The following is a 24307-nucleotide window of genomic DNA, read 5'->3' as shown; positions in this document are numbered from 1 at the left end:
CTATTCCTTGGTGATACATTCAGCTGGACATGAAGCAATCGCCTCATCGACACAATCTGAGTCGGGATCAGCACCATCTATAACATAGGCTTTTTCCTCATCATCGTCAAAGGCAAATACTGACGGACACAACTCAACACACGCTTCACAACCAATACATTCTTCCTGATCAATTTCTACTTGCTTAGCCATGGTGTTCTCCTTTTCATTTATGATATGTAATGATATGTAGACTCCGAATGAATTGATCAAATCGGAGGAGCTATTGTTACAATGATCCGCATCTTCGTTGTTGCCCTCACGCCATGGGGTTCCCGAATCTCTGAGATGAGAATATCACCCACCGTTGCAGGAATCTCTGCATCAGCATCAGCGAGAAAGAATCCCTCACCCTCAAGTACCTGAATAGAGAGTTCCCCGTCGAGGTCATGGGAATGAACCGGAAAAGTAACACCTGCATCAAGATTAAAATTGATAATTTTAAAATGCTCCGAGTCTTCCACCAGAAAAAATCGTTTCATAGCGCCTGGAGTATATTCATTGGTCTCAGTCAGTTTTAATACTTTCATATTTTTTCCCTCTCATTGTCTTGTTAATATGCGGCATAGCCCTACTCTGCACCGCCTCATCTTCTATTTTATATAAAGCAAGCAACATGCCATTTACCCAACCACGTATTTACAGATAGATAGCTCGCATGTTGTCAAAATAGCAACAGCAATCTGTTGCTATTTCAACAACACTGTTGTAATTTACACAACATGGATAAACTTGAAACACTAGCAGCCATTGCAACCAACCTGACAGCCACTCTAAGTGCAGAAGACCGCTACCAACGTCTTCTTGAAGCCTTGCACATTGCTATACCTTATGATGCTGCAGCCCTGTTTAGAGTTGAGGGCGAAATGCTTATCCCCCTAGCCTCAAGAGGCCTCACTCCCGATGCCATGGGGCGGGAATATTCAAGAAAGCTTCATCCCCGTCTTGATACAATATGTAACGCCCATGAACCTGTTCTTTTTTCAAAAGACAGCCCCCTTCCAGACCCGTTTGACGGCCTGTTGACCGCAGACCCGAGAACGAGCCACCACATCCACGCCTGCCTTGGTTGCCCCTTATATGTAGAAGGACAATTGGTTGGTGTCCTCACAGCCGATGCTCTCGCGCCTAACGCCTTTGAACATCTGCCCAAAGAATATTTAAACGTCATTGGCCTCATGACTGGGGCACAGATGCAGACAGTTGATCTGTTAACAGCTCTAGAGGAAAAAGCTGAACGCCAGGGACAGCTTGCAAGTGATTTGATGGCTGACATACATCAGCAGCGTGGTAAAAAAATTCTAGGAAAAAGCCGGGGTATCATAGAGTTGCGCGAAGAAATTCAACTGCTGGCAAAATCCGAATATACAAGCCTTGTACTTGGAGAAACCGGAGTTGGTAAGGAGCTTGTGGTACGGGCTATCCACAACCATTCCCGCAGAAGAGACAAGCCGCTTCTCTACCTCAACTGTGCAGCTCTTCCCGAATCGTTAGCTGAAAGTGAACTTTTTGGCCACACCAAAGGAGCGTTTACCGGAGCTTTAACCGACAGGACCGGAAAATTTGAACTCGCGGATGGAGGGACATTATTTCTTGATGAAATCGGCGAACTCTCTTTAGAGATCCAGGCAAAAATCTTACGTACTATTCAGGAGGGGGAGTTACAGCGGGTCGGTTCAGAGCAGATGAAACTTGTTGATGTGCGGCTTATCGCAGCCACCAACCGGGACCTCAAGCAAGAAGTTGAAGCAGGACGTTTCAGGGCCGATCTGTACCACCGTCTCAATGTCTATCCCCTTAAGGTGCCGCCTCTTCGGGATAGAAAAGAGGATATACCTATCCTTGCAGGTTTTTTTGCTGAACGATCCATGAGCCAGCTCGGTCTGTCTGCAGTCCGTATAAGCGACACTGCCTTAAAACTCCTGTCGCGCTATAGCTGGCCAGGCAATGTGCGGGAACTGGAGAATGTCATTTCCAGATCACTCCTAAAGGCATCATCCGGAAGTCTTGCAAGCGATGTCATAACCATACAGGCGGATCACCTGGCTGGAGATCTAGGTGCTCCAATTTACACAAGTACCTCTGCGCCATCTGCCTCTCCAACGGTTGTACAGCAGAATATTTCCATAAAAGATGCAGTGACCAATCTTAAAATAACGATGATACAAGAGGCGCTGAAAAGACATAATGGAAGCTGGGCAGGAGCTGCCCGGGAGCTGGGTATGAACAGGAGTAACTTACACAACCTGGCAACGCGCCTTGGAGTGCGCCAGACAACAAAGGACAGTTAAATCGCATACAGTTCAGCTGTCCTGTTTTGCACGGTACTCATCTGCGTTAATGTTATACTTACGGATTATCTTCTGTAGTGCAGTCCTCGAAAGCCCCGATATTTCAGCTCCTCTTGAAACATTTCCTGCGGTTTCTTTCAGCAGTCGCTGTAGATATTCGTTGGTAAAGTGATCCAATGCTTCCTCTTTGACCTGCTTATATTCCGCTATGGGCCCATCACTGAGAAACTGTGTAGCTCCTGGCCTTGAATCCTCCACCTTTCTCTGCTGGAGATCCAGGAGATGAAGTTCTTCAAGCTCGATGGTTTCAGCTTGGGAGAACATGACAACCCGTCGGACAAGATTTTGTAACTCTCGGACATTACCGGGCCACGGGCGCTGCATGAGGGCCGCAATAGCCTTCTGACTGAACTGTTTGGGGTCAAGTTCTAGCTCACGACACACCTGTCGGGTAAAATAATCCACGAGAAGTGGGATATCGTCCATGATTTGATGTAATGCGGGCGTTTGCAAGGTCACCACATTGAGGCGATAGAACAGATCCTCACGGAAGGTTTTCTCCTTGATCATGTCTTCAAGGTCAAGGTTAGTAGAGGCGATAACACGCACATCGACCTTCTCAGTCTTCGTCGCTCCCAGAGGCTTGACCTCATGCTCCTGCAATACCCGAAGTAATTTACTCTGTACCGCAATTGGTAGATCACCCACCTCATCAAGGCAAATTGTACCACCACTTGCCTCAGCAAAGAGTCCAGAGTGATCATGGTCTGCCCCGGTGAATGCCCCCTTTACATGGCCGAACAGCTCACTTTCAAGAAGGTGCTCTGGAATTGCAGGACAGTTGACAATGACAAGGGGTTTATCACTTCTGGCACTTAAATTATGTACAGCCCTTGCCGCCAGCTCCTTGCCTGTTCCGGACTCACCACGTATCAGGGTTGTATAATTTGATCTGGCAACAGTCTTGACTTGCCCCAAAAAGGTTCGCATAACCTCAGACTGACCGATAAATCCGGATTGACCTTCCAGGGCACCCACCTTCTGCTTAAGCAGGTAATTTTCCTTTATGAGCTGCTTTCGCTCAATACTTTTGCTGATAATCCTGCAGATATCTTTTTTATCAAAGGGCTTGGTAATAAAATCGTAGGCACCAAGTTTTATAGCCTCCACAGCGGTTTCAATGGATCCATACCCGGTCATCATAATTATTGTCAGCCAGGGACGGGTTTTACTCAGCTGCTCAAGCATTTCAAGGCCGCTCATTCCGGGCATTTTCACATCAAGTAACAGTAGATCCACAGGAACTTCTGCAATGACCTCCAGACCCGATTCAGCATCCGGAGCAGTCAAGACCTCAAGATGTGCAATGGACCGACTAATCATGCGCTTCAGGCCGCTTCGCATATCCTCTTCATCATCGATTATGAGGAGACAATCCTTATTCATCTTCCCTTTCCTCCGCCACCGGAAGGATCACGGCCACCCGTGTCCCTTTCTCTTCAACACTCTCGAAAATAATTTCGCCATTATGATCATTTATTATGCCATAACTCACTGATAATCCAAGGCCTGTCCCTTTACCGGGGTCCTTTGTGGTAAAAAATGGATCGAATATTTTATCCGTCATCTCAGAAGCAATACCACAACCATTATCTTCCACTACAATCTGAATAGAATCAACATCATTGAGGTAGCTTGTGGAAATGAGAACATACCCATTTTCATCAATGGCCTGTCCGCTATTGATAATCAGATTAAAAAAGACCTGTTTCAACTTATCCACATCAACATTTACCAGTGGCAGTCCCGCCGTAAGATCAAGGTCGATGGTGATATTCTGCTGCTGAAACTGATTTGCCGCAATCTGTACCACCTCACGGATAATGGTATTAAGTGACACAAGCTCTCGAACCGATTTATGTTGCCGGGCAAAATTAAGTAAGCTTGCGACAATAGTCTTGCAATTATCCGCATGTTTTTCTATTACGGCCAAATCTTCCCTGACTTCCTTTGACAAATTCGGCTCATCTTTTATCAGTTCTGTATGACAGAGAATGATGCCCAGTGGATTATTTATTTCGTGGGCAACACCTGCCGCCAGTTGTCCCATGGAGACAATCTTCTCTGTCTGCTGAATCTTTGACTCCAGCTTTTTTTGCTCGGTAATATCTTTAACATAACAGACCATGCTCTCGGTCTTCTGGTATTCATCCTGTATGGGGTAAAAGTAAATTAAGAATATTTCCCCACTCACAAGAACCTTTTCTCTGGTAATCGGTTTTTCCGGAAAGTTTGCAAAGATATCCTGACATTCAACTATGGGGCAGGCATCACTAAAGTGGAGAGTAAATATTGTCTTGTGTAACACATCCTGAAGGGAAAAAGAGTACCGGTCTAAAAATGCCAGGTTCACATTTTTTATCATTCCTTTGCGGTCAAGGAGGACCACAGGGTCCGTTATACCGTCAAATACGGACTGAAGCAGTTCTTTGCTATGAAGAATTTTTGCCGCATAGTCTTCCAGTTTTTGCCTGTTGACCTGCAGATCTGCCGCCATCTGTCTGGCGACTGTTGTCATCTCATAAATTTCATCAACCGCGCCTGTATGTGAGCCCTTTACTTTCTGCTCACCTTCACCAAGACTAGTACGAAATATATTTAAGACATTGTTCAAATTCTGGGCAATCAGACGGTTAAAAAATATACTGATGATTGCATAGAGAAAGAGGATGGAGGGAAAAACTGTGGCAAAGACTGTAATGGCAATTTCTTTAATTTTTGCAAGATTAAGATCAATCGGCAGACCAATACTTACCACCCCGTAGACCCTACCTGCTTCACGGTAAAATCCTCGAATATCCCCATACCGTTCCACAATCTCTACAGGTGCACTTTGAGGATCCCCATGGCAGTGGTTGCACGACTCCTCCCAATACACCGGTTTATAGCGAACAAATCTGCGGCCACCACCTTCCTCAACAATTCCCTTCCACTCGTCAACGCTGGGATTATCGTCAAAGAACTCAATCATCTCAACTTCCTTGGGGTCCGCCTCATAGTCAGGATTTCTGGAGTTTATGGCAACCCGACGATAGGTAAAGTTGTCTATGGTGTCATTGAATTGCTCCATAACATTGCGGCTGATATATGAAGATGACATCGCTTCCAGAATAAAATGATCATGCCCTAGAATTTCGTACATTTTAGGACGTAAGACCTTCCTCACATAGCTGCGATTTGCAGCCATGGCGGTCATCACCAGCTCAGACTTCTGATATGCCTCTTCTTCAAGGGCTTTCTTCTGGAGGTAGTAGATGGTAGCGGAAGCAAAGGCGGAAAATGAAATGAGTATGGCTGCAAGACCAAGCAAAAATTTTGTCTGAAGCCTTACATAGCGGGCTCCATCCTCTCTTTTCTCATCTTCACTGGTTGACATGAGCTTTACCTATAGAACTTTTTAGAACAAATCCACCCTATCCAAACAAGGATATGAGTCAAATTACCTCGGTCCCCATAGATCTGAAACAGCTGCCTGTTATTTTAAGACAAAAATGACATATCCCACAACAATTAATAGGATAACCAGAATTTCCACCACTGTGATCCTGATAAGCATAAGCGATATTTTTCGCTGGGAAGGGGTCATCTTAAGGATCACTCGATTCATTATATATCTGAAGACTCTGGCATTAAGACCATTGGTGAGATACATCCTGAGGTACTCTTTCACACTACGTAACCAGAGTACAACATGGCGTTCGGCCTCTTCTGTCAACTCATCTTCAGCAACACCATATTCGACCACACCCATCAGCTTATCAGAGGTAGTAAACACTTCTATACTCCGGTATGTTTCATGATCCAAAATGATAACAAGCCGGTTACTCTTGTTCGTTGCCAACTCTCCCTTCACTGTAAACTGGGTACCCGAGACATGATCCTTCAATCGTGCAACGAAGCTGTCACCATTTTCCTCAATCTCTTCGACAATCCAGTGTGGATTGAGGCGAAAGAATGTCTCAATTGACAGGCACGCCCCAAGATTAAGGGGAACTTTGGCACCAGCTAGCGGAAGGCTTAAATCATATTCTTTTTGCATATTATTTTACTGTGAACAGATATTGTCTGAGTATAACACCCCAACACCATGCAGTTATGGAGCGATAAGTAGGGCACAGGGAAGAATAGGATGTAGTTTTTTATTATCCAGGGTATCAGCGAGTCCAGGTTTCATTTTGGTTGAAAAAAGCCGTTTCGGCTTTTTATAGTATGGGCCAACCACAATGAGATCACAATTAATTTTCCCAGCGAGCTCCACGATGGTCTCTTCAATCCCTCCGACTATCTTATAGTACTGTACCTGATCAGCCTTGGGATAGGTCTCTTTTATTCTTTGCCAATCTGCCTCTATCTCCCGACCCAGCTGTTCATCGACATAGTCCTTGAACTGGGTTCTGGTGGTGGAGGTGTTCAACCAGTCATCGGTGGACATCTCGGCCCAGTCCTTATCGATAATGGTCAAAACCGATATTGTTGCACCAGGGAATCCTGGCATCAACTTTTTAAATACATATTCCTCGGCCTTTTGTGCCCCTTGGGAACCATGTGTACACAGCAGAATGTTTTTATACATTTATCCAACTCAAGAAGAAGAAACGAGTATCCCACAGTCACCCGTATCTGATAACTGTGGGATTGTTACAAATGCTCTCCACCGGCCTCTGTTAAAAGGCCGGGATAGTCACGACACTACTATACGAGCCACTTGGTAAAAAGGAGAACTATAAAAGTCGTTGCGAGACAGAACACAAGGGCAGTAATATCCTCATTTCTTTCGCTGGAAAAAACAGAAAGTGCTCTTTCTTCGAGTTCTTCTGTATTTTTGTCGTCATTTTCAATGTTATTTTTATCACTCATTATATCACCTCAGCATCAATTTAAGACAACATCTTTTACCAGCCAGAGAACGACAAAGAAAGACAGTGTCGCCTTCAGAATACCAGAAATACCACCAATGACCAGCGGCCAGCCACCAGCCTGGAAAATAGCCTTCTTGGTAATCTGCATACCGAGTCCAATCAGACCAAAGGCAAAGAACCAGATCATTACATCAGTTAAGGTTGTAACGGTCTTTGACTTCTTATGAACCTGCTTAACTGCATGCTTGACCACAGACTTTATATCATCCGAGAGAGGAATCTGCTTTGCCTTGGCACCAGCAAGAATTCCTTCAAGCTCGGTCATACGGGCGCGACCAACCTTATCAAAGAGTTTCTTGTCTTCACGTTCACTAAAGTTACCTGCAATCTGACGTTGGGCATGTAAATCAGTAACCGCAGCCATCTGCGACTCATTTAGGCCCGTGATAGTGCCAGCTTTAAGGGCATCATCAAGGGTATGCCACTCTTCATCGGTGATCTGGGTTCTTTCATTGTAGCTTACATCAATGAATTTACCTTTATAGTGGTTTGGTGGTGAAAAGAGACCCGCTGAAGACATTCCAAAAAGAATGAGGAATCCAAGGATAAAAATAGGAAACTTATCAATAACAACAGTTTTAAAACTCAGTTTCTGACCACTATCCTTACCAAACCAGGTTGCGAGAACCAGTACGATAATTGGCAGAAACAGAACACGGGTAATATTAAAAATCTCAGCAACTTTTAGGGTTTTGATATCCACAGAGTTAAAGGCAAGGGCAGCTGCTGCAACCTGTGCTGAATTCAAGATACCGGTTCCCGCCCAGGCACCAAACTGTACAGGATTCATACCTGCAAGGTGACCAACGGTTGGAAAAACAAACATACAGATAATACCAAAGGAAAGAATGGTACCGATGGTGTAGGCCATCTCTTCACTTTTAGCCTTCACAACAGGGGCTACTGCAACAGTCGCTGAGACACCGCACACACCCATACCAGCCGAGAGAACGCCGGTCATGGTTTTAGGTTGTTTAAAGACCTTACCCAACCAGAGAACAACAAAGACGGTACCAAGAACAAAGATACCGATGAGCCAGACACTGTAGATACCGAGTTTTGCAAGCTCTGCAAAACTATAGCGGGCTCCAAGCATGATAACACCCATCTTCAAGACAAAACGGGCACACTTCACACCGGGGCCAGCAAATTTTGGAATCCCTACGGTATTCGTGACAACGACACCAACCAGAAGCCCCAAAACCACATAGTTCAGGTTGAGGATCTTATAGATCTTAAATCCAAGAGTTGGCGCAAGAGCTGTACTCCAGATCTTTACCATGGGCTCTGCATACCATCGTATGAACATTGCGAGGAGCAGGAGGAAGATAATTCCACCAATGGGCTGAAGAAAAAATCTGTCAAACAGACTATCTCCGGGCTCCCTGACGCTGTTAACAATAGCTCCAAAGAGTCCAATTGCTGCAACGATAAGACACATCGTGACCTGCAGATCCATTGTCTTATGGGTATGCAGATACTTCATTGTTGGTAAAAGTAAACCAGAACTGGCTATAAGCCCATAGACCAGCAGCAGGCCACTCATGATAAACACTGGCATATTTTGCTGTGCTCGAGACATGTACTTCCTCCTATAATATTTATAATTTCCCTGAGTCTGCACCCCTGTACTCTACGGGAAGCAATACCCAGAACTCGTTACATCAGAGGGAGATAAAGCAAGGAGGATGCCAAAAAGTTATACAAGAAGATGGACAAAAAACTCTATATACTATCAAGAAGTTAACGTCATGCAGGTGGACACCACGACATTCCTGGAAGGGTGCGACGAAGCAGCAGAACGGAAACTTCAGGCAACAGTGTCGCCAAAAGTTTCCACAAAGACAATGATCTCTACCAGTGATCAAAGAAGCTATAAAATTGAGTCTTACAGCAGATAACGACCTGCTTCATCCTGTCTTGGTCCCATGAATTTAAGATTTGGGAAGACCTTCTTAGCAAGATACAAACTGACACCAATAATTAAAACAAGCAGTGCGATCTTGGCAAGTTCATAGCCAGTTGTAAATTCCAATAACAGAAGAGATTCGAGTAAATCAATTCCGCACCAGACTGGGAGAAGTCGATATACTCCACCATGAAAATGATATACAAAGTAGGACAGCAGAAAAGGCACAACTATCTTAATGGTGAGAAAGAGAGTCGACTGCTGCAGGTCTATGGGCCATGCCGCCATCAGGATAAGGCATGGTAGAATTAGCAACAACAGAAAGAGAATTGCGTTAATCTTTAAAAACTTACGCCTCTGTTCCGGGTATGGAATACTTGCCAGAAGATATGCAAATTTTGCGGTATCGGCAGGACGTTTTTCGGATAGCTCTTTAAAAATATCAGGCCGGGAGCGGCCCGCCTGCAAGGCTTTTTCAATGCGGTTATGTATATTGATTAATCCCATGTATCACTCACAATACTTCGTATTTTAAAGATCATTAACAGTGCTTCATCTAAGGGGTTGTTATCCTTTTACCCCCTTTCTCTGGCAAAAGTACACACCGAAAAATTCATGGATGTATTTTTAAATTAATGCAGAATATTCTACCTGCAAAGCAAAGAAAAGGTATTAAAATAACTTCTGTTGGCTAACTTGAATTCAGTACGACGCGCCACTTTTTCATATGACATCCACATTGGGGTGGTACTATACGCCTGTGGCTCCTCATAGATCTATGGATAAAAAATCAGAGGATAACGATGCATATTGCAATCATCCAGCAGCATGTCGAAGTAGCAGACAAGAAGGCTAATTTTGCCAATGTCACGGACCTTGTGGAAAAAGCACTGCAGCAGAACCCTTCCACAGATCTCGTTATTCTTCCCGAGCTCTGGTCCACCGGGTATGCCTTAAAAGAACTTGGGCGCCTTGCAAGTCGTAACGGAGAAGAGGAAGCTCTCTTTTTAGCAGAACTCGCCAATAAACATAATGTCTGGTTTGCTGGAGGATCGGTAGCCGCAAAGACAATGGACGGCATAACCAACAGGGCACAGATTATTGACAGGCAAGGTAATCTGTGCTGCATTTATGATAAGGTGCACCTCGTACCAATGCTGGATGAACATAAATATCTGGTCGCCGGTGACAAGTCATGTACCTATACCATTGAGGGTATCACCTTTGGTTTTGCAATTTGCTATGATATCAGGTTCTGTCAGTTTATCCACAAGCTCGCCCTAGACGGTGCCCAAGCGATAATCGTATCGGCCCAATGGCCCTTGTCCCGAATCAACCATTGGCAGGCACTACTCAAGGCCAGGGCCATTGAAAACCAGTGTTATGTGTTGGCGGCAAACAACATCACCCATGACAGTCATCCTTTTGGTGGCTCTTCCATGGTCTATGGGCCTGATGGAAATACAATATTTGAACTGGCTGATGCAGAAGCAATCCGCCACACCGAGATCGATACCCGGCTGGTCCAACAGATCAGGCAGCAAATCCCAATATTTCAGGGTAGAAGGCCAGAACTCTATTGACCCGTTAACATTGTCATTATATGTATATAACTGACGTTGTTCATCAATAGACCAATTTTATTTACGTATATTCCTACGACCTAACCAGCTCAACAGAGAGGAAAATAATGAAAACTGTTCAATTTGCAAATGGCGACCAGATGCCCATCTTTGGCCTTGGTACCTGGAAATCAACTCCAGGGGAAGTGTATAGTGCTGTAACAGAAGCATTAAAGCAGGGATATCGACATATCGATTGCGCTCATATTTACGGTAACGAGGCTGAAATTGGTCAGGCGTTCACGGACGCTTTTAAAGAAGGCGTAGTGAGCCGTGAGGACCTCTGGATCACCTCAAAGCTCTGGAATAACTCCCATGCCCCTGAAGACGTACAGCCTGCCCTTGAAACAACTCTTAAGAACCTGCAGATAGACTATCTCGATCTATATCTTATGCACTGGCCGGTTGTAATAAAAAAAGGGTTAGATTTCCACAGATCGGGAAAAGACCTGATATCACTTGAAGATATGCCTATTGCTGATACCTGGGCTGCAATGGAAGAGTGTCAGGCAAAAGGGCTGAGTAAACATATAGGGGTTTCAAACTTTAGTGTGAAAAAGCTCAAGGCTCTTATTGAGACTGCCAAATATGCGCCTGAGATGAACCAAATAGAACTTCATCCATATATGCAACAACCCGCTATGCTCGAGTTTTGTAGGACCAACAATATTCACCTCACGGCCTACAGCCCTCTGGGCTCTGCTGATCGCCCCGCTCGCCTAAAGGAAGACAATGAACCTATCCTTCTTGAAGACCCGGTAATAGAAGCGATAGCCCTGCGCTTGAATGCTTCTCCAGCCCAAGTACTCATCAGCTGGGCCATACACAGAAATACAGTGGTCATTCCAAAATCGACAAACCCTGAGCGAATCAAACAAAACCTTGGTTCAATAGATATTAGTCTCACCCAGGAAGATATGACCGCCATCGAGAAACTCAACCGCAATCGTCGTTACGTGGCAGGCAGCTTCTGGACAATGGAAGGAAGTCCATATACTCTAGAGAATCTCTGGGACGAGTAATTACACTATAAGTGACACATACAACAATACAGGTGAAACCAATGCAGCAAGTACCAACCAGAGACGAAGCCTTCGCCCTCCTACAACAGTACAACTCATCTGACAGCCTCATCCGTCATGGCTTAGCCGTGGAGGGTGTTATGCGATACTTTGCAAGCAAGAGAGCTGAGGATGCAGAAAAATGGGGAATCATTGGTCTCATCCACGATCTTGATTACGAGCAGTTTCCCGATGAACACTGCACTAAAACAGCCAGTATCCTGAAAGAAAATAATTGGCCAGAGGAATACATCAGGGCCGTGGTGAGTCATGGCTGGGGGATTTGCAGCGATGTGGAGCCGAAGTCTGAGATGGAAAAGGTCTTATATGCCATCGACGAATTAACTGGTCTTGTTGCCACCTCTGCCCTGGTACGCCCCTCAAAAAGCGTTCTCGATATAAAGGCAAAATCTGTGAAAAAGAAATGGAAGGATAAGAGATTTGCTGCAGGTGTCGACAGGTCGATTATTGAAAAAGGTGCTGAAATGCTGGACGTTGAGATTTCAGAACTGATTACCGACACCATCATGGGCATGCGTGAAGTCGCAGATGAGATTGGTTTAAAAGGAACTGTTGAGGCCTAACCCGCATATTTCACGAATTGAGGTAAATTCATTGTTTCGTGTAATTCACAGGGTACTTATCCCGTTTATCGGGGTTAGATGTTAAACTATATTATTGTTTTTGAGCTTAGCCTTTCATGAAATATGCGGGCTGATTTTTCGAACACACAAGGCTCAGAGAGTCCTTAGCCCAAGGGCTCTCTGCCCAATACCCACCAGATATCAGCCACATATTCATCATACAGGTTTTATAGACTACTGCAGAACAGTCTCTGCCAACTCATCTTTCTTTTCTTGGATTATATTTTTTAGTTTTTCTTCATAATCACTAGGGAAGAGATATCCCACAACACCACTATCATAATAGTATCGAACCAACCCTCTATCTTCCGGCGTTCCATGAAACAATAGCAGCAACAACAAATCGTTACTCACCCAAGGGTGGCTGTACCATGAGTTATGCGAGCCTCCTAAATTCAACGCCTCAGAAGCCCCCACATCAAGGATGTTAAAGCTCGGTGTTTGCAGTTCCTCAATTAAGATCTGTTTTTCTTCATCTGTGATATCGTTTCCATCGGGCCGCCCCAGTCTCGACACACCATTTTGAAAAGCTGATAATCGTAACACAGAGTCGTTTTTATTCAGATTGATTGTCGTCCTAAATACGATATCTTTAAACTTCAAGAAATCGTCACAGAAGGCACTAAAATCCATATCTGGAGCTGCAAAATAAACCTCTCCTATACGAAATTTTTCCTTTAATTCCTCATCTCCTAACTCGCCGTGCTGAGCTCGGAGGTAGGCAAGTCCAGGCACCACCACCTGGGCGCCGGCACTATAAGCGACAATGTTGATATTTTTTGCATGTGTATGGGCTGCCAGAATTTCAATTAATTTGGCGAATACAGGAATAGTTTTCTTTGCCTGGTGGACATCTGTCTTATATTTCAACAAATTTTCAGCAGACGGCCAGGAGAATGTCAAAACAATGGAGTTATGTCCGGTGAAATGATAAAATTGGGCTCCTTGGGCGGTCGCCCGATAAAAGCTGCTATTTGCACCATGAACGTAGACAACAAGATCAGTGTCAAAAGCCCTATCCAAGGCCCTGTTAATTACATCAAAGGTTCCTTCCCCAGCCGACGACACAAGCATAATGTCATCATCTTCTTCATACTCTATCCTCTCACGGGCATAGACCTGTTTAAGTAGTAGCTTCTTGTCTCTTTCAGAGGAAAGTGATGAGCGTTTCAGCTCATCCCAGGTTGTTCCTTCATCCCCTACACTATGTACGACAAAGCCAAGTCGAAGAGAGTCAGATGGAAAGACTGTGTAACCAAGGCTACCATCAGGACGATTAAATGGATGCCTGTTGGTGGCATATAGCGTATACAAGAGATTGTCGTCTTTGCTGTCTTCAGTAAAATCAAAAAAATCACTCTCCTCGAGAAGAGTGACCGGGGGAGGCATAAGGTACACTTTAGGCTGACAACCGGTTAGTGCCAAAAACAGCAATACGATAGTAAAACTATATTTCATACAGACTCCTTTTCCTCTGTTCCGTTAATCAGAATCCCAGTCATGCCCACCAGGTGCTTCAGGTGAAAACTGCTTATGCATAAATTTCCCGTGGCGTAAAAAATAAACCGTCTCTTGCTGAACATATGCGGAATTCATAATAAAAGGGTGTGTATCTCCCGTAATAAGAAAATCATCCATCCCCTCCAGTTGAGCACTTTTAATAGATACTTTACCATCATCCTGGCCCGGAATAATATATGCAAACCAGGAGTCAAAAAAGGCATGGCTATTGCCAGTTATAATACCAAGGGGGAAATCCACCTTACCGAGTTGTGCGGGCACGCCTTTTTCTCCACTTACAAGTTGCTGACCAGCAGGCCCGGTAAACTTGCGAAAGAGCCACCAATCCTTAATCTTATCCACAAGCTTACTTCCCTGATTCGGCGGACTCAACATCACAACCCGGCCAAGTTTATCAGGTTTTTTATCACTGAACGCTTTTCGTAAAACAATACCACCTAAAGAATGAGTTACAAAGTGGATAGATTGAGGCTTAAAATCAAGACAACGATCAACAGCCAGAGGATAATCCTCACGAGCAATAGTCTCAATATCCTTTTTCGTGGAGACATAGCCAAGATTTACAGTATCAAACCCTTGCTCCACAAGTACCTTCTGCATTGACTTCATAGCCCGAGAACTTCGGCCCATTCCGTGAATCAACACCACGCATTCAGAAGGCTCGTTACCTTCTTCAGGCGACAAGACGACAACACCGGGCTTTGCATAACATGATGAGACAAGAAGAACTGCAGGCAGAAGAAATATATACCTGCATAGCTTCAAAGACATATATTTTCTTTTACTAAAATTATCTAAGATTTTCAGCTCACCCCCTATTACAACAGATCATATTAAATCATTACCAGTTGAAGTATCATACCCATATTATACATTTTTTCATAAGGGTGACAGACCACTACCCACAATAATGAGCACAACATATGTTAATCCCAGGGATGAGAAAGGCACAATACTTTCCGAAAAATTCTGGAAAAAACTGCAAAATAACGATAGGGTGTTAAAAAGATTCGCATTATCATTTCATTACAATCATAAACGAAGAATTTTCAACGAGGGTCACCATGAGCAAAATCCGCCTTACTTCAACCTATCAACGGTATGGGGCAACTCTTCTTATATTGTCATTTTTCACGGGCGGTTGCTCTCATGTTTTCCCAGAAGTACGCTATGATGAAAACACAAGAATCTACAGTCAGAAGACAAATGATGCATCTGGCACGACAAGTTACACTGTTGGCCAGTACGATAATGCCACAGCTCAGTACAGCTCGACCTCTGGCCCTCAAACCATAAAATACACCAACAAAACTGGTGGAAAGAAGTACACAATCGGTCAGTATGATGAGGCGACTGATCACTATGTTAATCGTCAGCACAATAGTGACATAAGTCCAGGCGACAGACAAATCAAAAAGCAGGCAAACAATTTCCCTGCTGACATGACCCCAGAAGAGCAACGCGCCAGCCTGCCCCTCGTTATTGAGGTTTCCGACGTGCTTTTTGAATTTGATAAGTGGGTCATCAAAGCTGACTTTGTCCCTGAATTAGATCGCTGGGTAGAATATTTTCAGAACAACCCAATGGTTACGGCTAATGTTTTCGGTCATGCTGACAGCACCGGACCAGAAACCTACAATCAAGGCCTTTCTGAGAAACGGGCTGAAGCGGTAGTCAACTACATGGTAGAGCGAGGCATTGAAAAAGAACGACTCACAACCAAAGGCTTTGGAGAGACGAAACCAGCAGTGTCTAATGACACAAAAGAAGGACGGCAGAAAAACAGACGTGTTGAATTGAACTTTTAGTGCCTTACTCCTGAACTTCTGTAAAAAACAGGTAGTGTAGACTCCGAGAAACTCAGGAACAATATTTAAAATCGTACAGTTGATTGTTGCCAACAAGGCTCTTATAGCCGCAGAGTGAATACTGAAAAGCGTCCCGGTTTTGCTTCCCGCTTACCGGATTACGTAACTACACAATAGAATCTTACTCCCAAATATTTTTTTCTACCGACAGGTTGTAATTAATATCTGGGAGTTTTTTATTGCTCGTCAACGATGGTTTACAATTCAATTCCAGTAAAATGTCAGCTCAAATTATTCTGAGTCGGAACTTCCCCAAACATTAGTGTAATCGACTTTTTTCTTACGTCCTAAGATCCAGACAGGGAAGGTCTTACCTTTAATCTTACCCTTTTTAAGACGAGAGCAGGCCGTGTCGATTACCTCACGCCCGATGGCAACGTAACTCTGTCGGTCATAGATATCGATTTTACCAATACGCTTTCCATCTATCCCGGCGTCACCGGTGAGGGCACCAAGCAGATCTCCGGGCCTGATCTTATTTTTCTTCCCTCCCTCAACAACAAGGGTAGCATTTGGTGCAATAAGGTTTAATTCACAACCATCCTCCATAGAAGGTAACTCTTCAAATTTCCGGGTGTCATTACGATACGACTCGATCCCACGGCGCTCAGCTTCAACGTACAACGTAACAGCTAAACCTTCCTTACCTGCACGTCCGGTACGCCCGATTCTGTGGGTATAAACCTCCGCCGTAATTGGAATATCGAAATTTACCACCAGCTCCAATTCTTTGACATCAATCCCACGAGCTGCCACATCCGTTGCCACAAGTACCGAACAACTCCTATTCATAAAGCGAACAAGTACATCGGTTCGCTCGTACTGTTCAAGGTCTCCATGGATAGCCAAGGCATCAATGCCTGCAGCTACAAGCTCTTCTGCTACGTTTCTGGTCTCAATTTTTGTGCCGCAAAAAATAAGCACACTACCTGGGTTATGGTGCGCCATGGCTGCGATGAGTGCATTAACCTTAGATGTTTCGTCAGTTTCGTAAAAATACTCGGCGATTTTGTTCTCAGGTTCCTCAGAGATTGTTGTTACCTTAATGGCATCAGTTTGCACTGAGGCGCTTAACTTTAAAATCGCCTTAGGGTACGTTGCCGAAAACAACAATGTTTGCCGCTCTAAAGGCCCGTGGGCAATAATCTGATCGATATCATCAATAAATCCCATATCGAGCATTCTATCTGCCTCATCAAAAACCAGAACATCCAAATGTTTGAGGGATAAGTTTCCCTTACCTAAATGCTTAAGCACCCTGCCGGGAGTACCCACAATTATATGTGCACCATGCATAAGAGAGCCATACTGTGGGCCAAAGGCCATCCCACCACAGAGGGTGAGAATTTTTACATTATGGACCTTCCGTGCAAGTCTTCTGAGTTCCTTTGCCACCTGATCTGCAAGCTCACGGGTGGGACAGAGTACAAGGGATTGGACCCTAAACTTTTTTACGTCAAGACGGGTTAAGATCCCAAGACCAAAGGCTGCGGTCTTTCCGCTTCCTGTTTTTGCCTGGGCAATAACATCTTTTCCTTGAAGAATGTGCGGAAGACTTTCTGCCTGGACCGGCGTCATTTTTGAGAAACCAAGTTCTTCCAAATTCTGGAGCATTGGTTTAGACAAAGCGAGGGAGTTAAAACTGGAGGACATGATTTCCCCTGGGATTTTTTTTATTTACGAAATACAGACGGGGTACAAGATCAGAATTCTCGAACCCCACATCCTATCGATATCAGGCAAAATTGGCCGGATCAGCAACAACATGGTACCTTGGGTCATCAACTTTTTCCACAATAAGAGTGCTGTGCTTTCTGTTTGATTTTCTCAGCAGTTTCTTGCAGTCCTCACTCAGATGCTTGAGTGCCACTTTTTTGCCTTCCTTCTCATATTTTTCAATGATTACGGAGATAGCCTCAATACCTGAATAATCTGAGACTCGCGACTCAATGAAGTCGATCTCTACCTGCTCCGGGTCACCTTTGGCATCAAATTTTGACACAAACATCTGGGTAGAGCCAAAAAACAGTGGCCCCCAGATCTCATATACTTTGGTTCCATCAGGCTTAAAACGCTTTCTTGCCCGGATTCGAATAGCATTTTCCCATGAAAAGACCAGAGCAGAGACAATGATGCCCACAAAAACAGCAAGGGCAAGATCAAAGGCCACGGTAAGTCCTGACACCAGGATGAGTACCAGCGCATCAGATTTTGGTATTTTATGCATTATACGAAGACTTGACCAGGCAAAGGTACCGATAACCACCATAAACATGATTCCAGTCAGAGTTGCAATAGGTACAAGTTCAATATAGGCAGAGGCAAAAAGAATAAAACAGAGCAGCGCAACGGCTGCAACAATACCTGAAAGCCTTCCCCGACCACCAGAATTCACATTAATAATTGACTGGCCAATCATGGCGCATCCACCCATACCACCAAAAAGTGCGGTCACAATATTTGCAGCCCCCTGGGCCATACACTCTTTTTTGGAATTACCGCGACTCTCAGTTAACTCATCGAGTAAGTTCAGCGTCAAAAGGGATTCGATAAGTCCAACACCTGCAAGAATAAAGGCATAGGGAAATATAAAGGTCAATGTTTCAAAGTTCCATGGGATAACTGACAACAGTTGAGTCTGCAGAACCGGCAAACCACCCTTAAGACCCTCACCACCACCGTCCCGAATAAATGAACCAACAGTTGCAACATCGAGCTTTAGAACAAGCGTCAGACCAGTTACCACTAAAATTGCAGTGAGCGCAGCTGGCGCTTTTTTCGTTATCTTCGGGAGAAACACCATGATAGCCATGGTAAGCAGAACAAGAGCGCCCATGGTTACAAGCTGAGGCCCCTGCATCCACTGGGTGATGCCTCCATCCACAGTTTTAAACATATTGAGCTGCGAGAGAAAGATAACAATGGCAAGCCCATTAACAAAACCCAGCATAACGGGATGGGGTACAAGACGTATAAATCGACCAAGTTTTAAAACTCCGGCAAACATCTGCATAAGTCCCATGAGAATGACTGTTATAAACAGATACTGCAAGCCCATACCCGCAACCGGTTCAGCCATTGCAAGCCCCATTGCATCGCCTTCCTTAACAAGAGATACCATAACCACAGCAAGTGCGCCTGTTGCACCAGATATCATTCCGGGACGGCCACCAAAAATTGAGGTAATAAGGCCCACCATAAAGGCTGCATACAATCCAACGAGGGGATCAACTCCTGCCACAAATGAAAATGCAACAGCTTCAGGCACCAAGGCCAGGGCCACGGTAATACCTGAGGTTATTTCGTTTTTTACATTCTTTGTTCTTTTCTTAATCAGTTCGACCATACATCCTGCTTATACATTGTTAATAAACACAAAAAAACGGGCACGCACCTCCAACTGAGGTACATGCCCGTCATAGATTTTTTCGCCCACAAAAGAGCGGAGCGACATCCTAATTGGTTGTAGTAAAAATAGCAAGCAGTAATGGTTCTATTCTCCCCAAACCTCTCAAACTGGCGGGTATATTCACGTATCGCATAAAATGATTGGGAACAGATACTCCCATTTCAAATGACTCACCCACTACTGCAAAAGCCGACCACTGGCGTACTCAATATGTGCAAGAGCAGTAAGATAACCGTAATAAGTAACTACGAGGTCCGTTCTCGTTTTGGTGAGACTAAGCTGAGCATCATTATATTCGATAACATCGTTGGCTCCGGATTCGTACCTTCTCTCAGCTAAAGCCAGGTTTTCTTTTGCAAGTTCAAGTGTTTTAAGGGCTATATTAACTCGTTCTTTATTCTCTACAGCGCGCAGGTAACTCTCTGTAACTTCGCGCACAACCGCTAAGTGTAAATTTTCTAGCTGCGCCTTATTCTCAAAAAAGTGTCCATATGCTTCTGCTTCAGCACCCTTGGTCTGCAACCCTGAAAACAAATCCCAGGACGCAACCAGACCAACCTCCCAACTATCTTTATAGAGGGATAGTTCGGTATCATAATTATTGTAATTAGCCTGTGCTCCTACCGATGGCCAGTAATCACCTTTACTTGCATCAACACCTGCCTCAGCAGACTGGGTGAGTAAAGAAAGCTGGATAACATCGGGACGTGACATTATCGCTTCATCAATCAAGGGCTCAAGTTTTTCAGGTACAGGCGGCATGGTTTCCAAAATATTATCAAGACGAATATCGTCTTGATGTAGAACATACTTTCCACCATGGGGCTTCACACCCAGGATCTGTTCAAGAGCGACCTTAGCGACCTTTAAATCATACTCCGCTCCCACCAAATTCATCCTGGCATTGGAAAGCTCAACTTCTGCATTAATGACATCAATCTTTGTCCTGACTCCAGCCTTACGATATAACTTTGCCCTTTCCAGATGTTGCTGAAAACTTTTTACGGATTCTTTTGCAACATCGATCAAACGTCTCTTCTCCAGAGTATCGTAATAGGCCTCTTTTACCTGAAAGATGATTTCCTGAATCTGTCTGTGCAGCTTAGCATTTGAAGCGAGCAGATTCATCTTACCCACTTCAATATTACTTGCCGTTTTACCAAAATCATAAATAAGTTGTGAGAAGTTCACCGCCCCATGTACGACATCATCTTTTTCGGTTTCACCAGAATCAAAATAAAATTCTGAGCTGGAGTTCTCACTGGTGGAGCCAGCGGACTCTTCACGTTCAACATAAGTGTAGCGGCCCTCAGCAGAAAGTTGCGGCAGGTAGCCCGATCTGGCCTGGGTTAATTGACCGCGACGCTGGGCCTGCTGCTGTTTGACAACTTCAAGGAGACGGTTTTTCGCAAAAGCAATCTGAATGAGATCATTGAGGTTAAGGACCTTATCGATAGGAATTTTATCTTCGATCTGGACTGACTCCAGTTCCTCATACTTTTTTGTTATATATTTTTCGTATGGTTCCTCGAGATAAAAAAGTAATAAACTGGACGCAATCAGGTCTTCAGGAAGGAGTTCTATCTGTTCTGCATAAATATAATCGTGAGAAATGGTCAATTCATTGAGTCGGATAGAAGCTGTAGCAGCCAATGCATGAGAAAAACCACCGCCAATGAACACAGCGGAGCAGAATATAATTATGGCATGGAAACTTCGAATCGACATATGACAAGATCAAACATGTTAGTGACTTACTCCTGAAAACCTGTCATAAAAACAGGTGGCGTAGACTCCGAGTAATTCAGGAATTGAATTTTAAATCGTAAGTTTAGTCTTACCTCCAGATAGTGAACGAAGTGAGACCTTCGAGGCACTTATCCCGTTCATTGGGGTTAGATTAATGAGGTTATTTGGTACAGCTTATCACATTTCAAATAATTACACACCTTCTCGATGTTCCCACAACACCTCTTTATCCTCAATACCATGCTTGAGTAATTCTGTTGCCTCATGTTCGGCAATCCCTTTGCTAAAGTAAAACCCCTGGAGCTCATCACAACCATAATCAAGCAGATGTCCGATCTGTTCTTTATTCTCAACACCTTCGGCAGTAACCTTCAACCCCATTCCATGGGCCATGTTTATAATTGAGTTCACAAGGATCGCATCCTTCTTGTTCGTTTCAATATCTGCAACAAAAGATCTGTCAATTTTCACATGGCTGATTGGAAAGTTTTTAAGATACCCAAGGGAAGAGTAGCCAGTTCCAAAGTCATCAAGAGCAATACCAACCCCTATATCACTGAGTTTTCTAAGAATCTCCAGAGAATTGCCGATATTTTCCATCATAGCACTCTCTGTAACTTCAATGGTTAACAGCTCTGGCGGTAAACGGTGTTCTTCCAGAAGCTCACGGACTCTCGATACAAGATTTTGGTGGCGGAACTGACGGCTAGAGACATTTACTGCAATATTGCACCTATCAAAGCCCAGGTTACACCATACTCTAAGTTGCTTACATGCAGCCTGCAGCACCCAATCGCCAATAACCTCGATCATTCCTGAATATTCAGCAACCGGAATAAACTGATCCGGTGGAATCATCCCCCTTTCGGGATGGAACCATCGAATAAGAGCCTCCATACCACATATCACGCCGGTTTCTGAGTCTATTTTCGCCTGATAATAGAGTTGAAATTCATCATTTTTGACAGCTCGGTTAAGCTGTCTTTCAAGATCAAGATGCTGGACTGATACAGCATTTATTGATTCTGAATAGTAGTAGTATTTATTTTCGCCCAGATGTTTACGCGCATAACTTTTGGCAGCAGTCGCATTACGCATTAAGATGTCCGAACTGTCACCATCATGGGAAGAGACTGCAATACCTATATTGGTCGTTGCATAGACATCGTTCCCATCAACTTGAAATGGACTCGAAAAGGAACTAAGGATACGCCATACTATCCAGGTGATATAATGAACATCTTCAATATCCGTTAATAGTACTCCAATTTCCTCCTGACCCAGATGACCTACCGTTGGTTGAACTGTATCTTCAAATTGTGCAATTGAATCCATTGCCCTCAGAAGTTCTGACAAGCGGGTTGCAACTGCTCTAAACAGGAGATCTCCCTCCTTATACCCAAGGGTTTCATTAATCCGCTGCACCGCATCAACAGAAATAGATAAAACAACTACAAAACGCTTAAAACGATCCGCTCTCAACAGAGCTTGTGAAACACGATCGTAAAACAGCACTCTTGTGGGCAAACCTGAATAGGCATCATAAGCGGTAAAATGCTTCAACTCCTGTGCACGCTTTTCTGCGAGCTGCTCAGTCTCTTTAAGACGCACAACCAGCCGCCGCATCTCATCTTTTCTTTCTTTCTTTGCCTCCCTCGGCTGGGACCGAGTTACTTCTTTATCCTCAGAGCCTGCGAGTTCAGAACCATCAGAGACTGATGCAAAACCTGCGATCTCTTCGTCTCCCCAACAGACGACACAGTTCCGACCACTCTCTTTAGCAACGTACAAAGCCTTATCTGCCTGATTTGTCAGTTCATCTGGTTCGTGTGATGTCGAATGCAAAGCTGCGACACCAAAACTCATACTTATTTGCACTCCTGCAGAAATATCGTCCTTGATGGCCTGACGAACCCGGTTCGCGATACCTGCAGCCTGTTTAAGGTCGATATTTGGCATAGCAATGCAGAACTCCTCACCACCATACCTGCCAACAAGATCCTCTTCCTGGAAAAATTTTTTCAAAAGATCTGCCACCATTATGATCACCTTGTCACCGATGGCATGACCAAAGTTATCATTTACCGCCTTGAAGTGGTCAATATCACACATAATACAAGATAGGTCGAGCCCTTCTTTCTGGGCAATATCAAACAGCTTACGATACTCCCGATTGAAAGATCTCCTGTTTAATAACTGCGTCATGGGGTCATGATTTGCCAGGAATTCAAGCTCCTTATTTTGTGCCTGTACCTCCTCGGTGGTGAGTTGCAGTTGATTAACAGCCTTGTTCAATTCTATATTTTTTTCTTCAAGCTCCGTAATATTATCAAAGGTGACTAACACCCCACGACGGTTACCCTTTCCATCAAGCACTGGAGCCGCGTTAACCACAAAGGTTACCGAAGGTAGATCTCCTCTTTCCATAATAAGACGAACTCCGAGCCTGTTATCGGCTCCAGCCAGCACCTGATTCCAGGGAAGTTCATCAGAAAAGCGAGGGTCTCCCCCTCTTCTCCACCCCAATTCAGACCCTTTATAACCAATGAGATCGGTGGACGATTTCCCAGTGAATTCAGCAAAAGAAGAATTGGCGAGAACAACGTACTCCTTTTCATCAAGTACAAGGACACCTTCCTCCAGCACATCAAATGCGGCTCGCACCCTTCCCGGAACCACATTTGAAGGATCAAGCTCACGCAGTGTTTTTTTGATCAAAAGAAAATATCCTGCAAAACCGGTAAAACCTACAAAAAGAATCAAGCTGAAATATGAATTTTTAAATCCAGAGGTAAACGTGCTCTGCCAGAGCGGAGAAAAGCTCACCTCCACTGTTCCCCAGCGCTCCATCCCCCTGAATACAGGGATCTGCACATGGGTAGCTGTGGATCTGCCATCGTCAGGAGGGGCCCAGTGACCAACGTGATCACCAGCTTCAGCCAGCAACTTTCCATCATTTTCCCGGACCGCAGCAGAGTTGATATCATTATTCTTCTCAACCATTGAAGAAAGGATGTCACCCAGAACAGTAATATCCTGCCGCTGAACTGCTGATGAAAATTGAACTGCCAGAGCCTGCGAAAGGTTTATCCTCGACTCCACTACTGCACGGGTACGATCAGGTGCAAACCCTATCATTTTCCCAAGGAGCATCAAACTGATTGTCAGCGAAACCAAACCGAGGCTAATTCGCATTGCAGGCGTCAGACGCATTA

At 44.4% G+C, this 24307-nt stretch carries 20 protein-coding genes; 5 read left to right on the top strand and 15 right to left on the bottom strand.

The genetic code is table 11. The annotated features are described in order from the left end of the window. Both ACX6CI_RS21740 and ACX6CI_RS21735 read right to left on the bottom strand, forming a co-directional pair. Positions 1-192, bottom strand: a complete 192-nt coding sequence (locus ACX6CI_RS21740) for a ferredoxin (RefSeq protein ID WP_458775744.1) — start codon at positions 190-192, stop codon at positions 1-3. A 56-nt stretch (positions 193-248) separates the two neighbouring features. Next, a complete protein-coding gene (locus ACX6CI_RS21735) occupies positions 249-569 on the bottom strand; it encodes a cupin domain-containing protein (protein WP_458775743.1) in 321 nt (106 codons plus the stop codon). 192 nt (positions 570-761) lie between these two features. On the opposite strand from ACX6CI_RS21735, the gene norR reads away from it, so the two are divergent. Next, positions 762-2330, top strand: coding sequence for a nitric oxide reductase transcriptional regulator NorR (norR, locus tag ACX6CI_RS21730; RefSeq protein ID WP_458775742.1), 1569 nt, complete (start codon positions 762-764; stop codon positions 2328-2330). A gap of 12 nt (positions 2331-2342) precedes the next feature. On the opposite strand, the gene ACX6CI_RS21725 is transcribed toward norR, so the two are convergent. The 7 genes from ACX6CI_RS21725 to ACX6CI_RS21695 all read right to left on the bottom strand — a co-directional run bounded on the left by ACX6CI_RS21725 (position 2343) and on the right by ACX6CI_RS21695 (position 9725). After that, positions 2343-3776 carry a sigma-54-dependent transcriptional regulator gene (locus tag ACX6CI_RS21725; protein ID WP_458775741.1) on the bottom strand — a complete coding sequence of 478 codons (1434 nt, stop codon included), beginning with the start codon at positions 3774-3776 and terminating at the stop codon, positions 2343-2345. Next, on the bottom strand, positions 3769-5766 hold the full coding sequence (locus tag ACX6CI_RS21720; protein ID WP_458775740.1) for a c-type heme family protein: 1998 nt from the start codon (positions 5764-5766) through the stop codon (positions 3769-3771). The genes ACX6CI_RS21725 and ACX6CI_RS21720 overlap by 8 nt, the downstream gene beginning before the upstream one ends. 99 nt (positions 5767-5865) lie before the next feature. Then, positions 5866-6429, bottom strand: coding sequence for a hypothetical protein (locus ACX6CI_RS21715; RefSeq protein ID WP_458775739.1), 564 nt, complete (start codon positions 6427-6429; stop codon positions 5866-5868). A gap of 54 nt (positions 6430-6483) precedes the next feature. Next, positions 6484-6963 (bottom strand): universal stress protein, encoded by a 480-nt coding sequence (locus tag ACX6CI_RS21710; protein ID WP_458775738.1) that lies wholly within the window; start codon positions 6961-6963, stop codon positions 6484-6486. A gap of 119 nt (positions 6964-7082) precedes the next feature. Further along, positions 7083-7247 carry a hypothetical protein gene (locus ACX6CI_RS21705; RefSeq protein ID WP_458775737.1) on the bottom strand — a complete coding sequence of 55 codons (165 nt, stop codon included), beginning with the start codon at positions 7245-7247 and terminating at the stop codon, positions 7083-7085. A gap of 15 nt (positions 7248-7262) precedes the next feature. Further along, positions 7263-8891 (bottom strand): YeiH family protein, encoded by a 1629-nt coding sequence (locus ACX6CI_RS21700; RefSeq protein WP_458775736.1) that lies wholly within the window; start codon positions 8889-8891, stop codon positions 7263-7265. Between the two features lie 306 nt (positions 8892-9197). Further along, positions 9198-9725, bottom strand: coding sequence for a hypothetical protein (locus ACX6CI_RS21695; protein WP_458775735.1), 528 nt, complete (start codon positions 9723-9725; stop codon positions 9198-9200). 296 nt (positions 9726-10021) lie between these two features. On the opposite strand from ACX6CI_RS21695, the gene ACX6CI_RS21690 reads away from it, so the two are divergent. The 3 genes from ACX6CI_RS21690 (at position 10022) to ACX6CI_RS21680 (ending at position 12485) form a co-directional block, all read left to right on the top strand. After that, the gene (locus ACX6CI_RS21690) at positions 10022-10801 is read left to right on the top strand and encodes a carbon-nitrogen family hydrolase (protein ID WP_458775734.1); all 780 of its coding nucleotides are present in this window, start codon (positions 10022-10024) and stop codon (positions 10799-10801) included. A gap of 107 nt (positions 10802-10908) precedes the next feature. Next, positions 10909-11862 (top strand): aldo/keto reductase, encoded by a 954-nt coding sequence (locus tag ACX6CI_RS21685; protein WP_458775733.1) that lies wholly within the window; start codon positions 10909-10911, stop codon positions 11860-11862. A gap of 41 nt (positions 11863-11903) precedes the next feature. Then, positions 11904-12485, top strand: a complete 582-nt coding sequence (locus tag ACX6CI_RS21680) for an HD domain-containing protein (RefSeq protein WP_458775732.1) — start codon at positions 11904-11906, stop codon at positions 12483-12485. 234 nt (positions 12486-12719) lie between these two features. Here the strand turns inward: ACX6CI_RS21680 and ACX6CI_RS21675 are convergent, their stop codons facing one another. Then, on the bottom strand, positions 12720-14003 hold the full coding sequence (locus tag ACX6CI_RS21675; RefSeq protein WP_458775731.1) for an alpha/beta hydrolase: 1284 nt from the start codon (positions 14001-14003) through the stop codon (positions 12720-12722). A 24-nt stretch (positions 14004-14027) separates the two neighbouring features. Next, positions 14028-14837: an esterase/lipase family protein gene (locus ACX6CI_RS21670; RefSeq protein WP_458775730.1), complete on the bottom strand. Its 810-nt coding sequence runs from the start codon at positions 14835-14837 to the stop codon at positions 14028-14030. A gap of 293 nt (positions 14838-15130) precedes the next feature. On the opposite strand from ACX6CI_RS21670, the gene ACX6CI_RS21665 reads away from it, so the two are divergent. Beyond that, complete coding sequence (locus tag ACX6CI_RS21665; RefSeq protein ID WP_458775729.1) at positions 15131-15874, top strand: OmpA family protein; 744 nt, start codon at positions 15131-15133, stop codon at positions 15872-15874. A gap of 291 nt (positions 15875-16165) precedes the next feature. On the opposite strand, the gene dbpA is transcribed toward ACX6CI_RS21665, so the two are convergent. The 4 genes from dbpA to ACX6CI_RS21645 form a co-directional block, all read right to left on the bottom strand. Then, on the bottom strand, positions 16166-17590 hold the full coding sequence (gene dbpA / locus ACX6CI_RS21660; protein ID WP_458778501.1) for an ATP-dependent RNA helicase DbpA: 1425 nt from the start codon (positions 17588-17590) through the stop codon (positions 16166-16168). Between the two features lie 79 nt (positions 17591-17669). Beyond that, positions 17670-19280 carry a SulP family inorganic anion transporter gene (locus tag ACX6CI_RS21655; RefSeq protein WP_458775728.1) on the bottom strand — a complete coding sequence of 537 codons (1611 nt, stop codon included), beginning with the start codon at positions 19278-19280 and terminating at the stop codon, positions 17670-17672. 240 nt (positions 19281-19520) lie between these two features. Further along, positions 19521-21071 carry a TolC family protein gene (locus ACX6CI_RS21650; protein ID WP_458775727.1) on the bottom strand — a complete coding sequence of 517 codons (1551 nt, stop codon included), beginning with the start codon at positions 21069-21071 and terminating at the stop codon, positions 19521-19523. A 213-nt stretch (positions 21072-21284) separates the two neighbouring features. Further along, complete coding sequence (locus ACX6CI_RS21645; protein WP_458775726.1) at positions 21285-24305, bottom strand: EAL domain-containing protein; 3021 nt, start codon at positions 24303-24305, stop codon at positions 21285-21287. Positions 24306-24307: the final 2 nt, after the last annotated feature.

The organism is Desulforhopalus glucosivorans, assembly GCF_054397165.1.
The sequence above is the reverse complement of the archived record's forward strand: the minus strand, read 5'-3'. Positions and strand labels throughout refer to the sequence as shown.

What these genes read in the sequence shown, in the direction of transcription:
- ACX6CI_RS21720 (WP_458775740.1), bottom strand. Translation starts at nt 5,766, where the DNA reads ATGTCAACCAGTGAAGATGAGAAAAGAGAGGATGGAGCCCGCTATGTA.
- ACX6CI_RS21700 (WP_458775736.1), bottom strand. Translation starts at nt 8,891, where the DNA reads ATGTCTCGAGCACAGCAAAATATGCCAGTGTTTATCATGAGTGGCCTG.
- ACX6CI_RS21665 (WP_458775729.1), top strand. Translation starts at nt 15,131, where the DNA reads ATGAGCAAAATCCGCCTTACTTCAACCTATCAACGGTATGGGGCAACT.
- ACX6CI_RS21740 (WP_458775744.1), bottom strand. Translation starts at nt 192, where the DNA reads ATGGCTAAGCAAGTAGAAATTGATCAGGAAGAATGTATTGGTTGTGAA.
- ACX6CI_RS21710 (WP_458775738.1), bottom strand. Translation starts at nt 6,963, where the DNA reads ATGTATAAAAACATTCTGCTGTGTACACATGGTTCCCAAGGGGCACAA.
- ACX6CI_RS21695 (WP_458775735.1), bottom strand. Translation starts at nt 9,725, where the DNA reads ATGGGATTAATCAATATACATAACCGCATTGAAAAAGCCTTGCAGGCG.
- ACX6CI_RS21680 (WP_458775732.1), top strand. Translation starts at nt 11,904, where the DNA reads ATGCAGCAAGTACCAACCAGAGACGAAGCCTTCGCCCTCCTACAACAG.
- ACX6CI_RS21725 (WP_458775741.1), bottom strand. Translation starts at nt 3,776, where the DNA reads ATGAATAAGGATTGTCTCCTCATAATCGATGATGAAGAGGATATGCGA.
- ACX6CI_RS21715 (WP_458775739.1), bottom strand. Translation starts at nt 6,429, where the DNA reads ATGCAAAAAGAATATGATTTAAGCCTTCCGCTAGCTGGTGCCAAAGTT.
- ACX6CI_RS21645 (WP_458775726.1), bottom strand. Translation starts at nt 24,305, where the DNA reads ATGCGTCTGACGCCTGCAATGCGAATTAGCCTCGGTTTGGTTTCGCTG.
- ACX6CI_RS21705 (WP_458775737.1), bottom strand. Translation starts at nt 7,247, where the DNA reads ATGAGTGATAAAAATAACATTGAAAATGACGACAAAAATACAGAAGAA.
- ACX6CI_RS21735 (WP_458775743.1), bottom strand. Translation starts at nt 569, where the DNA reads ATGAAAGTATTAAAACTGACTGAGACCAATGAATATACTCCAGGCGCT.
- ACX6CI_RS21690 (WP_458775734.1), top strand. Translation starts at nt 10,022, where the DNA reads ATGCATATTGCAATCATCCAGCAGCATGTCGAAGTAGCAGACAAGAAG.
- ACX6CI_RS21650 (WP_458775727.1), bottom strand. Translation starts at nt 21,071, where the DNA reads ATGTCGATTCGAAGTTTCCATGCCATAATTATATTCTGCTCCGCTGTG.
- ACX6CI_RS21685 (WP_458775733.1), top strand. Translation starts at nt 10,909, where the DNA reads ATGAAAACTGTTCAATTTGCAAATGGCGACCAGATGCCCATCTTTGGC.
- norR (WP_458775742.1), top strand. Translation starts at nt 762, where the DNA reads ATGGATAAACTTGAAACACTAGCAGCCATTGCAACCAACCTGACAGCC.
- ACX6CI_RS21675 (WP_458775731.1), bottom strand. Translation starts at nt 14,003, where the DNA reads ATGAAATATAGTTTTACTATCGTATTGCTGTTTTTGGCACTAACCGGT.
- ACX6CI_RS21655 (WP_458775728.1), bottom strand. Translation starts at nt 19,280, where the DNA reads ATGGTCGAACTGATTAAGAAAAGAACAAAGAATGTAAAAAACGAAATA.
- ACX6CI_RS21670 (WP_458775730.1), bottom strand. Translation starts at nt 14,837, where the DNA reads ATGTCTTTGAAGCTATGCAGGTATATATTTCTTCTGCCTGCAGTTCTT.